This window comes from Pantoea sp. Ae19-2 (assembly GCF_059801205.1).
This window is the reverse complement of sequence record NZ_JBCHWE010000001.1, coordinates 3,836,498-3,850,305: the sequence shown is the minus strand read 5'-3', so window position 1 is coordinate 3,850,305 and position 13,808 is coordinate 3,836,498. Positions and strand designations below refer to the sequence as shown.

General features: G+C 53.0%; 13 protein-coding genes. 6 read left to right on the top strand and 7 right to left on the bottom strand.

What is annotated here, in order from left to right:
• Window positions 1-996 carry an acyltransferase gene (locus AAIE03_RS17660; RefSeq protein ID WP_014607030.1) on the bottom strand — a complete coding sequence of 332 codons (996 nt, stop codon included), beginning with the start codon at window positions 994-996 and terminating at the stop codon, window positions 1-3.
• Window positions 997-1,277: 281 nt separating this feature from the next.
• Here AAIE03_RS17660 and glyQ point away from each other — a divergent pair, with 281 nt between their 5' ends.
• Both glyQ and glyS read left to right on the top strand, forming a co-directional pair.
• On the top strand, window positions 1,278-2,189 hold the full coding sequence (gene glyQ, locus AAIE03_RS17655; RefSeq protein WP_013024007.1) for a glycine--tRNA ligase subunit alpha: 912 nt from the start codon (window positions 1,278-1,280) through the stop codon (window positions 2,187-2,189).
• Window positions 2,190-2,198: 9 nt separating this feature from the next.
• Window positions 2,199-4,268: a glycine--tRNA ligase subunit beta gene (glyS, locus tag AAIE03_RS17650; protein WP_014607029.1), complete on the top strand. Its 2,070-nt coding sequence runs from the start codon at window positions 2,199-2,201 to the stop codon at window positions 4,266-4,268.
• Window positions 4,269-4,497: 229 nt separating this feature from the next.
• Here glyS and AAIE03_RS17645 read toward each other — a convergent pair whose 3' ends face one another.
• Window positions 4,498-5,238 (bottom strand): MipA/OmpV family protein, encoded by a 741-nt coding sequence (locus tag AAIE03_RS17645; RefSeq protein WP_015701319.1) that lies wholly within the window; start codon window positions 5,236-5,238, stop codon window positions 4,498-4,500.
• 592 nt (window positions 5,239-5,830) lie between these two features.
• Here AAIE03_RS17645 and AAIE03_RS17640 point away from each other — a divergent pair.
• Window positions 5,831-6,391 (top strand): Ail/Lom family outer membrane beta-barrel protein, encoded by a 561-nt coding sequence (locus AAIE03_RS17640; protein WP_014594974.1) that lies wholly within the window; start codon window positions 5,831-5,833, stop codon window positions 6,389-6,391.
• A gap of 121 nt (window positions 6,392-6,512) precedes the next feature.
• Here AAIE03_RS17640 and AAIE03_RS17635 read toward each other — a convergent pair whose 3' ends face one another.
• Entirely contained in the window at window positions 6,513-7,124 is a 612-nt protein-coding gene (locus AAIE03_RS17635) for a glutathione S-transferase (RefSeq protein ID WP_072136252.1), read from the bottom strand.
• 36 nt (window positions 7,125-7,160) lie between these two features.
• Window positions 7,161-8,084 (bottom strand): formate dehydrogenase accessory protein FdhE, encoded by a 924-nt coding sequence (gene fdhE, locus AAIE03_RS17630; protein WP_014607025.1) that lies wholly within the window; start codon window positions 8,082-8,084, stop codon window positions 7,161-7,163.
• Between the two features lie 445 nt (window positions 8,085-8,529).
• Between fdhE and fdhD the strand changes: the two genes are divergently transcribed.
• From fdhD to AAIE03_RS17615, 3 genes are all read left to right on the top strand, one after another.
• Window positions 8,530-9,354: a formate dehydrogenase accessory sulfurtransferase FdhD gene (gene fdhD, locus AAIE03_RS17625; RefSeq protein ID WP_031284268.1), complete on the top strand. Its 825-nt coding sequence runs from the start codon at window positions 8,530-8,532 to the stop codon at window positions 9,352-9,354.
• 262 nt (window positions 9,355-9,616) lie between these two features.
• Window positions 9,617-10,234 carry a superoxide dismutase [Mn] gene (gene sodA, locus AAIE03_RS17620; RefSeq protein ID WP_014607023.1) on the top strand — a complete coding sequence of 206 codons (618 nt, stop codon included), beginning with the start codon at window positions 9,617-9,619 and terminating at the stop codon, window positions 10,232-10,234.
• Between the two features lie 332 nt (window positions 10,235-10,566).
• On the top strand, window positions 10,567-11,529 hold the full coding sequence (locus AAIE03_RS17615; protein ID WP_014594979.1) for a VirK/YbjX family protein: 963 nt from the start codon (window positions 10,567-10,569) through the stop codon (window positions 11,527-11,529).
• A 7-nt stretch (window positions 11,530-11,536) separates the two neighbouring features.
• On the opposite strand, the gene AAIE03_RS17610 is transcribed toward AAIE03_RS17615, so the two are convergent.
• From AAIE03_RS17610 to mtlD, 3 genes are all read right to left on the bottom strand, one after another.
• Window positions 11,537-11,899: a YibL family ribosome-associated protein gene (locus AAIE03_RS17610; RefSeq protein ID WP_498563104.1), complete on the bottom strand. Its 363-nt coding sequence runs from the start codon at window positions 11,897-11,899 to the stop codon at window positions 11,537-11,539.
• Window positions 11,900-12,001: 102 nt separating this feature from the next.
• Entirely contained in the window at window positions 12,002-12,604 is a 603-nt protein-coding gene (mtlR, locus tag AAIE03_RS17605) for a mannitol operon repressor MtlR (protein WP_014594981.1), read from the bottom strand.
• Window positions 12,605-12,611: 7 nt separating this feature from the next.
• The gene (gene mtlD / locus AAIE03_RS17600; protein ID WP_014594982.1) at window positions 12,612-13,760 is read right to left on the bottom strand and encodes a mannitol-1-phosphate 5-dehydrogenase; all 1,149 of its coding nucleotides are present in this window, start codon (window positions 13,758-13,760) and stop codon (window positions 12,612-12,614) included.
• Window positions 13,761-13,808: the final 48 nt, after the last annotated feature.

The following is a 13,808-nucleotide window of genomic DNA, read 5'->3' as shown; positions in this document are numbered from 1 at the left end:
TCAGGTTACCCAGTGGCGCCTGTCCAGCCGACTGAGCAGCATCGCCAGAAGCAGGCTGCCTGCCAGGGTGACCATAAAGACGGCGGGCAGATCCAACCAGGGACGCGTCATATCATCATAGTGATTTGTACGGATGAAATGGATAAACAGCGCGTGAAAACCGTAGATGGGCAGCGAGTAGCGCGAAATCGTCGCCAGGCCAGGCAGAGTGCGTTGATTAAAGGCATTTTTGAACACCAGCAGGGCGCTGATGGCCGCAATAAACACCAGCGGTCCACAATAGAGATACCAGGTATCGTTAAATGCGCCGTTGACGATTAATGCCCGTTTAGTGCCCAACATAATACCGGTCACGCAGGCCAGGAAGGCCAAGACCGCCAGCGCAGTTACGCCGCGCCTGTCTGTTTCCATGGTGCCGATAGCGCGCCCCAACAGCGCGTAGAGCAGGTAATAAATACTGTCTCCGCTCAGATAGAGGTTGATCGGTAACCAGTGAAACCGCCCCCATGACTGATCCATGGTATTGGGATTAGCCAGCACCGCCACAACCAGCACCAGCACCGCCACATAGCGGGGGCGCACGCTTTTGACCTGAATTAAGGGCGATAGCAGGTAAATGCCGATCAGCGCGAAGAAAAACCACAGATGATAAAACACCGGTTTCTGTAGCATTTTCAATATTGAACGGCCTTCACCGATGGGCGTTAGCAGGCTGATATAGACCAGCGCGACGGCGCTGTAAAACAGCAGGCATCCGACGAGTCGCCATAGATGACGGGGTTGTGCGCTGCGTTCGCCAAAGAACAGGTAGCCGGAAATCATAAAAAACAGCGGCACACAGATGCGTGACGTTGAGTTGAGCAGGTTGGCGATGTCCCACCAGTGACCTTTTATCGCCATCGGCCCGGCCAGATACCAGGTGGTGGTATGGATGACGATGACCATCAGGCAGGCAATTGCCCGCAAATTATCTATCCAGTAAATCTTTTGCGACATGGTTTCCTCTGGCGCAGTGCGTCCCGGTGCAAAGCGTAGCCAGTCGCGTTGCAGTCAACAAGCGCGCCGACAGGGATTCAGAACCCTCTGTGCGCAAGATCGCATGAAAAAAGCCAAACGGCACAGGTTAATTTTGCCGTTCAGCATCGCTGTGGCGCTGAACGTCATCCTAAAATCCACTCTCCAGGCTGCGCGGCAGGATTTCCGGCTGCACATCGCGCGGTCAAAGGGTATACTGTCGCACTCTTTTTTTATCTAGCCGAACCGCGTGCGAACTCATCATGCAAAAGTTTGATACCAAGACCTTTCAGGGCCTGATCCTGACATTGCAGGATTACTGGGCGCGCCAGGGCTGCACCATTGTTCAACCACTGGACATGGAAGTGGGCGCTGGTACTTCACACCCAATGACCTGCCTGCGCGCACTTGGCCCGGAGCCGATTGCCGCCGCCTATGTGCAGCCGTCCCGCCGTCCTACCGACGGCCGCTACGGCGAAAACCCGAACCGCTTACAGCACTATTACCAGTTTCAGGTGATCATCAAGCCATCGCCGGACAACATTCAGGAGCTGTACCTTGGGTCGCTGAAAGAGCTGGGTATGGATCCCACGGTGCACGATATTCGCTTTGTCGAAGATAACTGGGAAAACCCTACGCTTGGTGCCTGGGGACTCGGCTGGGAAGTGTGGCTTAACGGCATGGAAGTGACGCAGTTTACCTATTTTCAGCAGGTAGGTGGCCTGGAGTGCAAACCGGTTACCGGTGAGATCACCTACGGTCTTGAGCGCCTCGCGATGTACATCCAGGGCGTTGACAGCGTTTACGATCTGGTCTGGAGCGACGGTCCGTTAGGTAAAACAACCTACGGCGACGTGTTCCACCAGAACGAAGTCGAGCAGTCTACCTACAACTTTGAATACGCCGACGTGGATTTTCTCTTCACCTGTTTTGAGCAGTATGAGAAAGAAGCGCAGCAGCTACTGGCGTTGGAAAAACCTCTTCCGCTGCCTGCTTACGAGCGCATTCTGAAAGCCGCACACAGCTTTAACCTGCTGGACGCGCGTAAAGCGATCTCGGTGACGGAGCGTCAGCGCTACATTCTGCGTATCCGCACCCTGACTAAAGCCGTGGCTGAAGCCTATTACGCTTCTCGCGAAGCGCTGGGCTTCCCGATGTGCAATAACAAAAAGTAAGAGGCAGCCATGACTGACAAAACGTTCCTGGTGGAAATCGGCACCGAAGAGCTGCCACCGAAAGCATTACGCAGCCTGGCGGAAGCCTTTGCTGCTCAGGTGACTGCCGAGCTGGATGCGGCTAATCTGAACCATGGCGAGGTAAGCTGGTTTGCTGCCCCGCGCCGTCTGGCGTTGAAAATCGCCAGCCTGAGTGCCTCCCAGCCCGATCGTGAAGTAGAAAAGCGCGGGCCTGCGGTCGCGGCGGCCTTCGATGCAGAAGGCAATGCCACTAAAGCAGCGGAAGGCTGGGCACGCGGTAACGGTATTACGGTTGAGCAGGCTGAACGCCTGAGCACCGACAAAGGCGAATGGCTGGTTTATCGTGCCCAGGTTAAAGGTGAGGCTGCTCAGGCATTGCTGCCAGGAATGGTTGCCACTGCTCTGAGTAAACTGCCAGTACCTAAACTGATGCGCTGGGGCGACAGCGACGTGCAGTTTGTGCGTCCGGTGCATACCGTCACCCTGCTGCTGGGCGATGAACTGATTCCCGCCACGATCCTTGGCATTAAGTCAGATCGCGTTATTCGTGGTCACCGCTTCATGGGCGAAAGTGAGATCACGCTGGAGAACGCCGATCAGTATCCGGATGTGCTTGAAAAGCGCGGTCAGGTCATTGCTGACTATCAGGTTCGCAAGGCCATGATTAAAGCCGATGCAGAAGCCGCGGCGCGTCGTTTAGGTGGGGTCGCTGACCTCAGCGACAGCCTGCTGGAAGAGGTGACGTCGCTGGTGGAATGGCCGGTCGTATTGACCGCCACCTTTGAGGAAAAATTCCTTAAGGTGCCGTCTGAAGCGCTGGTTTACACCATGAAAGGCGATCAGAAGTACTTCCCGGTTTATGATGCGGAAGGCAACCTGCTACCAAACTTCATTTTTGTGACCAACATTGAGTCCAGCGATCCGCAGCAGATCATTTCCGGTAATGAGAAGGTTGTACGCCCGCGTCTGGCGGATGCCGAATTCTTTTTTGATACCGACCGCAAAAAGCGCCTTGAAGATCACCTGCCGCGCCTCGAAACCGTGCTGTTCCAGAAAGAGCTGGGTTCGCTGCGTGACAAAACCGATCGTATTCAGGCCCTTGCCGGTTGGGTCGCAGCGCAGATTGGTGCTGATGTGAATCACGCCACGCGCGCGGGCCTGCTGTCCAAATGCGACCTGATGACCAATATGGTGTTTGAGTTCACCGACACGCAAGGCGTGATGGGCATGCATTATGCGCGTCATGACGGCGAAGCCGAAGATGTTGCGGTGGCGCTGAACGAGCAGTACCAGCCGCGTTTCGCAGGGGACGATTTGCCGTCCAGCCCGGTTGCCTGTGCGCTGGCGATTGCCGATAAAATGGACACGCTGGCCGGGATTTTTGGTATTGGTCAGCATCCAAAGGGCGATAAAGATCCCTTTGCTCTGCGTCGTGCCGCGCTGGGCGTGCTGCGCATTATCGTAGAAAAAAATCTGCCACTCGATCTGCAAACGCTGACCGAAGAAGCCGTGCGCCTGTATGGCAGCAAGCTGAGCAATGCCAATGCGGTTAATGACGTCATCGACTTTATGTTGGGTCGCTTCCGCAGCTGGTATCAGGAAGAAGGCCACAGCATTGATACGCTGCAGGCTGTACTGGCACGTCGTCCAACCCGTCCGGCCGACTTTGATGCCCGCATGAAGGCGGTCTCACACTTCCGCACGCTGGATGAGGCTGCCGCGCTGGCCGCTGCCAATAAGCGCGTCTCTAACATTCTGGCTAAATCGACCGAACCGCTGAATGACAGCGTGCAGGCGTCGTTGTTAAAAGAGAATGAAGAGATTCAGCTGGCCACCTTTGTGACCGCTCTGAGCAGTAAACTGCAGCCTTACTTTGCAGAAGGTCGCTATCAGGATGCGTTAATTGAGCTGGCGCAGCTGCGCGAAGCCGTAGACAACTTCTTCGATAAAGTGATGGTTAATGCGGAAGACGAGGCGGTGCGGATTAACCGTCTGACGCTGCTGTCGAAACTGCGCGAACTGTTCCTGCAGGTCGCTGATATTTCGCTACTGCAGTAACCGGCCTCGACGATGTTGAAAAGGGACGAGAAATCGTCCCTTTTTTATTCTGTGTGTACCGTCTTGAATAATCGAGGTACGTTGCCCATCGACAGGGCGATATGTGAAATCTCATCTGTAGAGCATGTTTATATTCAGGCGCTGCAGCCGGTTACCGGCACAGGCGGCGCTATCCGCGAGTCTCTCTCAAGCCGCCAGGCATCGTGGCGGCACAGCCCGAATGCCCGCTTTAAAATGTCCAGGTAACGCCTGAAGAAAGCGTCCAGTAATACTGTTGATCCGTCATCGGACTGTCGCGAAGTGCGCCAGTCAGGAAGGTGACTTTGGGCTGAAGATAAATATGCAACGGCGTAACCGGGTGCCAGTCAAACGCCAAAGCAAGCCACGGCGTAATGCCCTGATGACGCCAGGAAGGTAAACCGCTGCGCTCGGATTCCTGAGCGTTCACGCCGTAGTAATAGCTTGCCTGCTGCTTATTCAGCCAGTCCACCCCAACCTGCGGATAAACGTCCAACTGCATGAACGACACCTGGCCCGCCCATGCGACGGTTCCCAGTAATCCCCGGCTTTCATTCAGCGTATCCGCAGAGAGTTCCGTTCTGAAAGCACCGACGGGGGTTATCTTTTGATAGCTGATGCCGCCCATCATGGTGCTGTGGCGGATGTCTAGCTGTCGAAGCGCCGGGTCAGATGACTGGCCGGGATCGAACTCGTTATCCAGATACCACCAGCGCGCCTTTAGCTGTGTGGTGTCATCTTTGATCAAATAGGCGCCGACTTCGGTGCCGTCAATATAGACATGGTTGTTGTCATATCCTACATAAGGCAGACCTGAAAACTGCGTTTTGTACTGGCGATAAGGCGTAAAGTTCGCCTCGCCCTGGGCGCCCAGCGTCAGCCCCTCAGCCCAGGCCTGTGTGATATTACCGACCAGGAGGCAGCACAAGGCCATTCTGAAGTGTGATCGCATGATAGTGATTTGTCCGGTTTTCGTCTGTCTGAGGCAGTGGGCTGCCAGGTCTCACAGCCCATGACGAGGCCGGAGCGTAAATAAAAAAACTGAGCGTGGTAATGAACTGCCTTTTACCCTGGCTTACGGCCCGCGCGCGCCGGGCCGCTTCAGGACAGGGCCTGAGCGAAAGATATAGCGGACTCGCTGCAGCAATGCAAGGCGCGGCGATGCTTATTCTTACCGGGTTCATCCCCTGATTACCGCTACCTTCTCTGACTACTGGGACGTAACATCAATCAATCGTCAATCGGTCCTGAATTCCGTCAATGTTATCCCTTTATTTATTGTGGGAATAAGGTGTTTTTGTTAAGGTCCCGTTCCGCCAGATAACCGTTAATTTCGCAGGTTTACCGCGATCTAATGATGTTTTTCCCGTGAGTGGCAAGGCTTAAAAAGAAAATATCTGGCGCAAACAGGCTGTTTCATTTCGGATGAGACAGGGCTGAATAATACTGAACTCACAGCCCTGTCTTGAAAGGATAAGGCTGTCTGTATCAGAGAATTAACAGGGTGCGATGCGCCACCTGTTTTTTATTATCAGGACTGTTGTATGAACAAGGTGATTATTTCCGCTATTTTCTGTGCGCTGCTGAGTGGTGCGGTGCCCGCAGTGGCAAGTCAAACGCTGTCTGTAGGCTATGCGCAGAGTAAAGTTGAAGATTTTAAAAATATGCCCGGTGTGAATCTGCAATATCGTTATGAGTGGGACTCGCCGGTTAGCGTAGTGGCCTCTTTCACCACTCTGGAGAACAGTGAGGACAGCAACAGTTCTTTTTTTCAGCGCCATACGTCCGATCACGTAAGCGCAAAATATTATTCTTTACTGGCGGGGCCGGCATATCGTCTGAATCAACGGGTCAGTGTTTATGCGCTGGCCGGCTTTTCCCATGCCGCGATGAGCCGCCAGTATCACGGCTATGATTCTCAGGGAATGCCTCAGGACATCCAGTTTTCGGAGACGACCAATGCGTTGGCTTACGGGGCCGGTATTATCATTAACCCGGTTGATTATCTGTCTGTAACCCTGGGTTACGAAGGTTCCCGCACCCGGGTTGAAGGAGAGCAACGCGCTGTTAACGGCGTTAATCTGGGGGTGGGTTACCGTTTCTGATTGCACGTTTATGCAGATTTGCTCTGCATCCTTAGCGGCGTGCCTCTCACCGCTTCAGAATACGCATAACGCCGCTGGCCCTTCAGAAACCCGGCGACCGGCAACTTGCTGCGCCGAGTGATCAGGATGCGGGCGGCGTGGTTCGGGCAAAGCTTTCGCGCTGAAACAGGTTTTCTGCCAGCTTGACTAACGCCGGGCGGCCAACGCACCAGTTCGGCACGACGCGACGGAAATTCAGATAACCGATCATGCAGCCCGTCGCAATATCCGCCAGGTTAAGTGCGCCAGTGTTGATCCATTTTCCTTCGTTCACGGAGGCTTCCAGGCTGTCCAGGCCACGCTGAATCTTTTCACGATTACGCAGTAAAACCTCTTCTGACTGCATATCGCCCGGACGTAACTGCTCACGCACAATCACCAGCGCCGCGTCACTGATACCGTCAGCTAACTTCTCGAGCTGACGAACGTTTAGCGATGCGAGGGAAGTGTCAGGCAACAAAGCAGGCGTCGGGCTGCGCTGTTCCAGGTACTCAGCGATGATGCTGGAATCGAACCAGATCTGATCGTCCTCCGTGACCAGTGCAGGCACTTTTCCCAACGGATTATATTGCGGAACGTGGCTGTCATCGCTGTAAGGCGAAGCATTAACGAATTCAAACATCATACCTTTTTCCAGCATGATGATAGATATCTTGCGTACAAAAGGGCTGGTATAGCTGCCAATCAGTTTCATTGCGTAGCTCCGTTTAGCGAGGTTTTTTAGCAATAGCTATTCACCAGGGAACATAAAGGGATTCAGACTGCTTCGTGTAAAGCCTTCCTGCTCCATACGGGCATCCAGCACCAAAGAAGCGAGATCGTCCGCGACGGGTTCAATTGCCGGATTCTTTTGCTGATACAAGATTTTCAGATAGCTACCACAGTCACCACAGCTTTCAGCTTTTACTGCTGCATGTTCACTGTCCAGCGACCAGTAGTGAAGATCGCGGGATTGTTCGCAGTTTGTGCACTTGCTACGCACCACGTACCACTCACTTTCGCACAGATTGCAATGCAGGTAACGTGCGCCTTCGTCGGTGCCCATATGAACCATGCTGGCAACGGGCATACTGTTGCACACCGGGCAGTACTGGCGTTGATTGCCCATCTCTGCCTGTGCTTTACCCGGTATCAACGCCGCCATTTGCGCCCAGTAAATCGACAGTGACGCCCAGATAAAAGGCGCTTTGTCGCTACTGACCTGAGCATACTCGCCCGCAAAGAGTGCGCTGGCCATCGTTTCCAGCTCGCTGGCAGAGGCTTTTTCCAGGTTCTCCAGCACTGCCAGCGCCTGGCCGCTCATCTCGGGTTTAAGTTCCGCAATCAGCGAATGCAACAGGCGGTGCCAGTGCGTATCCCGCGGTAAAGTATGAATATCCAGCGGCGGTTTGCCTTCCTGAGCACTCTGTACCAGGCGGGCATGAAGATTCATCTGCAGCGGATGGTCATACAGCACAATTTCCTGCGCCTGGGCTATGACGGCGGCAAAGCGTAAATAATCGCCCAGTGGATTTTTAGCGGCCAGATCACGCAGTCGCGCGGCGCGGCGGCTGTATAAACGCTTCAACTGGGGGAAAAGTAACGGCGGGATTGTCTCCGCTGGATTTTTTTCGCTCTTCTCCAACTGATCTTGCGGGATAATGCGGATGCTCATAGAGGGCATTTTCCTGTTTTGTTGGCTGATTACGCGATTCACGACACCAGCAAGAATAGGTTTTCAGTCGTGGCTCAGGCCATTCGGACGGTGGCTTTGTCGCCGGTTTTACGTTTTTTCTGTTGCGGTTATCTCCATCATGACAGGACTCGTCGTCAGTCAGAAGATTGCAGCATTTCAGGATCTCATCAATGTTCCCGACAGGCTGATCATAGCAGTCCAAATCCCGCCCTTGTGGATGAAATGTATTTTTCCCGAGGCTGGATGATTTCATACAGATAGACATCGAGCATGCCGGGCCAGCCGCGCGCCATTTCACGCTTTATGCTATCAGGGTGCCATGCGCTTGTTGCTCTCTGTCAGCAGGTTCAGAATAGGCACTATTCAGCATAACGGAATACTATTACCTTTCAATCATTGCGGAATCAGCCAGGATCAGAAAAAAGTGAATAAAAACGAGGCGAGAAGTGATGCTGATGTAATCGGGAATGCCGGTCTGCGTGAAACTCTGGTGTGGCAACGTGACGATTTACATCACTCCCGGGCTGACTGGCTAGCGGAAGAGGTTCCCGTGGCGCTGGTTTATAACGGCATTTCCCACGTCGTGATGATGACAACGCCCAAAGACCTGGAGGCTTTTGCCATCGGTTTTTCTCTCTCTGAAGGCATTATCGATGCGCCGGCAGATATCTTCGGTATGGATGTGGTCGCGGGTTGCAATGGCATTGAGGTACAGATTGAGCTATCCAGCCGTCGTTTTATGGCGCTGAAAGCGCAGCGACGGGCCCTGGCGGGGCGGACCGGCTGTGGCGTTTGCGGGGTTGAGCAACTGGACCAGATTGGTAAGCCGCTTACGCCGTTGCCGTTCACCCAGAGGTTTACGTTAGCGCATCTGGATCGCGCACTGGGGCAACTTAACCAGTTTCAGCCAGTGGGGCAAAAAACGGGCTGTACCCATGCAGCGGCCTGGATACAGCCTGATGGTGTGCTGATTCACGGCTGCGAGGACGTCGGTCGTCATGTGGCGCTGGATAAGCTGTTGGGCTATCGCAGTCAGGCCGCCTGGGGCGAGGGCGCCCTGTTAGTTTCCAGTCGCGCCAGCTATGAGATGGTGCAGAAATCTGCAATGTGCGGCGTGGAGATTTTGTTTGCCGTCTCCGCTGCGACCCGACTGGCTGTTGAGGTTGCAGAACGCTGCAACCTTACCCTTGTCGGTTTCAGTAAGCCGGGCCGGGCGACCATTTACACTCATCCACAGCGGCTGATGTAAATGCTGAGCAGCGCGAATGAGTGCCTGCAGAAGCGGTTATCAGGCCGTCACGGGCTCGCTGACTGCGCCTGCGCGAAGCCCGTTTTGCGGTCAGCATCAAACGAAAAATGCGCAGTCTTTGCATGTTTTTTCAAAACCTTATGTTTAATAGGGCATTGATTACGCTTTTACCGATCATGAATTTAACTATAATGATAAGACTGCTTACGCGGCACGTGCCGACATTGTCGTGCTGCTCAAACACTAAATGGAGAGGAAGAACATGAGTTATTCACTGCCATCCCTGCCTTACGCCTACGACGCACTGGAACCGCACTTTGACAAGCAGACGATGGAAATCCATCACACCAAACATCATCAGACCTATGTCAACAACGCCAATGCGGCGCTGGAAGGCACTGAATTTGCTGATCTGCCCGTTGATGAACTGATCACTAAGCTGGATCAGCTGCCAGCAGACAAAAAAGGCCCGCTGCGCAACAACGCAGGTGGTCATGCTAACCACAGTCTGTTCTGGAAAGGCCTGAAAACCGGCACGACCCTTCAGGGCGAACTGAAGGCGGCTATTGAGAAAGATTTTGGTAGCGTTGAGAAATTCCAGGAAGAGTTTGAGAAAGCGGCGACCACCCGTTTCGGTTCAGGTTGGGCCTGGCTGGTTAAAAAAGGCGACAAACTGGCCGTGGTTTCCACTGCTAACCAGGATAATCCACTGATGGGCGAGGCCGTCGCTGGCGTTTCTGGCTATCCGATCATTGGTTTGGATGTGTGGGAACACGCCTACTACCTGAAGTATCAGAACAAGCGTCCGGACTACATCAAAGCGTTCTGGAACGTGGTTAACTGGGACGAAGCGGCAGCCCGCTTTGCATCGGCTAAGTAAGCGATAACCCAAGAGACCTGACCGGCAGAACCTGTTCTGCCGGTTTTTTTTCGCCTGAATATCTGGTTTTCGTCCTTTTCCGGTCTGAATGTTGCCATTGCCATTGCCATTGCCATTGCCATTGCCATTGCCATTGCCATTGCGATAGCTGATGCTGCGCTGCCCGCACCGCTTCCCACCTTTAAAGCCCAACGTTCGAAGTCAGTTAAACCAGAATTAAACGAAGCGTCAGTTTATCCCGGTAAGTTTTTAACAATTTGAGTCATTAACCTGTCGTTGATGTGGCTCGTTTTATCATCAGCGCCACTATCAAATTAATAAGAACTTATGCCATGTCTATTTATACTACACACGAGCCGGTTGCTGATTCGTATGCCTCTCTTTTTTTTCAATTGGTCAGCGGAAAGTACGTGCCAAATAAACGTTGGCTAAGCCGTCAATTCCGTTTTAAATTTGCCTTAAGGACGCTGATTGCGCCCGTGACCACATTGCGCTATTTACAGCAGCTCTCAGAGTTACCCCGGTTTTCGCAATTAATGCGTGTGCAGGGAGTCTTACCCGCGAAGTTACATCGCCCTTATCTGCGTGCCGGAATGGGTGTAGCTGCACGCGCCCAGGCTATTCTCGACCATTATCATTTAATGAACAGCCTGGATAATCTTCAACTTCGCCAGGTTTTACAAAGTGGCGAAGAGAGCGTGCTGGCCAGGCTGAAGGGTAAAAATGATGAAGATTTTGTCATTGCCTGTAGCTCAGGTTATTACGATCGTGAAGGTGAAATAACCTTAGTCTTGCGTTATCAGGGAGAAGGCTTAGCCTCACTTTCATTCACGATCTTGAACGAGGAAAACGCGCGCACACTCTTAATCGGTGGCTTACAGGGACCGCGTAAAAGTATCAGCAATGATGTTATTCGTGATGCAACCAAAGCGGCACATGGTTTATTTCCTAAACGCTTATTGATGGAAGTCGTCTTTATTTTATCTCAGCAATGTGGTGTCAGGAAAATAGCGGCGGTAGGGGATGAAACGCATGTTTTTCGCAGCCTGCGTTATCGCCAGAGTAAAGAGGATAAATTCCATGCCAGCTACAGCGATTTCTGGCTGACGATCAACGGAAAGGAGCGTGCTGACGGCGTCTTTATGCTGCCGCTGGCGCTGCCGCGTAAAACGCTGGAAGAGATTGCCAGTAAGAAGCGTGCGGAATACCGCCGTCGTTATACGCTGCTGGATACGCTGGCAGAGCAGGTTGGGACTGCTACTGGCCAGCAAAACAGCGATCGGGCCGCCGCCTGAAACATGATCAAAAGGCGTTTTTAGCAAATCCGGTCATAACGCTAAGCCCCATTTCTCGTCCCAGCGCGGTCATTGGATGCACCACCACCAGGCCGAGCACGCTTTTCTTCAATGCGCCTAAATTTGCCTGCTCTTTTTTCGTAATTTCGCGGCTGAACGGCAATTTTTGCAGTTTTTGCGCTTCCAGGCTCAGCTTAACGTCACGCTGACTGCGAAGACGCTCAATTTCCGTTACCAGCGTTTCTTTCTCTTTCAGCAACGCGCCCAGCTTTTCAGCATCACCGGATTCGAGTAACTGAGGCTCTTTACGATTCAGCGCGTCAAGTTGATCGCTGAGACGTTTAATTTCGTTTTTTTCTTGCTCTTTCATGACAACAACTCGTTGAGGAAAACAGGCTAAGGATACACCAAATTTAACGTAGATTCTCGGTGGTTAGCGTGAAAAGGGGAGCCTTGAGGCTCCCGGCGGGATTTAGCTGACTGACTTTTTAAACGCCTGTTTCATACTAATGCGGGAAATCAGTTCGGTGAGTGACAGGACCATAGTGGAGCGTACCATCTGCAGATAACGTTGCTGCTGCATCGCCTGTAGTGCTGCATCTTCAGCATGAAATGTGGGAACGGGGGGCCAGGCCGCCACGCAGTGCAATTCACCAAAGGGTCCCAGAATTTCATCATCAGTAAAACGGTAATCGCCCGCGTCATGATTGAGTTCTTCACGCAGCGCCAGCAGTAACTCACAGTCTTCATATTCATGCCGACTAATCACGCCAAGGCCATAGATCAGCTTGAGCCTGACGGAGAGCTCACCTAACGGACCGTCGCCCAGCAGCAAGGGCTCTACGGCGTATTTCACCGCGTAGTCATCTTTACGGAATACCTGCAGCACCAGCACATTGACGGCTTCAGCTAACAACTCGACAGCGGCGAACAAAAAGCTTCTCACCGAGCGTCCAGCGTTCAGGCGTTCAAGCACCCGGTTTTCAAAAGCCTGCTTTTCTTCCATTCTTGCCTGCATCAGTGTAGTGCTGCTGTCGGGGGCCCGTTTATTGCCCCCGATCTGGGTCGCTAACATGGGGCTATTATGCCATGGCGTGCCAGGCACTCACGGCCTCTTTTATTATTTCACTCTCAGCATCCAGTCCTGAAACCTGCGCTAAGGTTGCCTGCGGACCTTTTTCCGCCAGCAGCGCGGCTAACTCCTGCGCCTGGGGATCCTGATCGCTATGATAATGCATTGCAGCAGCAATGCCCTGAACCAGGTTGGCATGCGGCAGGCCATATTCCAGCGTGCCGAGTGTCGGTTTAATCAGGCGGTCGCCTGCGCTCAGCTTGCGGATTGGCTGACGACCTACGCGTTCAACGTCATCTTTCAGATAGGGATTTTCAAAGCGGCTAAGAATTTTTTGAATATAAGCAGCATGCTTGTCTGCTTCGAAGCCGTAGCGTCTAATTAGTACCGCGCCACTTTCTTCCATCGCACCCTGGACGACCGCGCGAATATTCTCATCGAGAATGGCATCGCGAATAGTCTGGTGCCCCGCCTGTTGCCCCAGATAGGCTGTAATTGCGTGGCCGGTATTCAGGGTGAAAAGTTTACGTTCCACAAAGGCCATCAGGTTATCGGTCAGTTCCATGCCCGGAATGGTGGGTAATTCGCCTTTAAACTGGGTTTTGTCCACAATCCATTCGCTGAAGGTTTCCACCGTGACTTCCAGCGGATCCTGACTGCCTGCTTCAGAAGGGGGAACAATACGGTCTACCGCTGAATCCACAAAGCCAACGTGTTGTTCGAGCCAGACATGATATTCAGAAGGCAGCGCCTGTAGCACGTGCTGCTTAAGCTGGCTGGTTCCACGCACCATATTTTCACAGGCGATAATATTTAACGGCCGAACATTGCCGTTATCACTGCGTTTGGCCAGACCTTTTGCCACGCTGGCAGCGATGCGCTCAAGGATTTGCGGACCAACGGCAGTGGTAACGAGATCGACATCCGCGATCAGTCCAGTAATGTCGTCGCTGGTGCTGTTCACGGCGCTGACGCCCTTAACCACTTCAACTTTGGCCTGTTCACCTACCACATGCACGGGATATTCATGACGTGCATTAAGGGCATCCAGCACTGCCTGATTCACATCTGCAAAAATCAGCTCAATACCGGCATCTGCCAGCAGTTTGCCGATAAAGCCACGACCGATGTTGCCTGCTCCAAAATGTAACGCTTTCATAAAATTGACCCATATCAAATAACGATGGGGCGGGCATGTCCGCCCCCA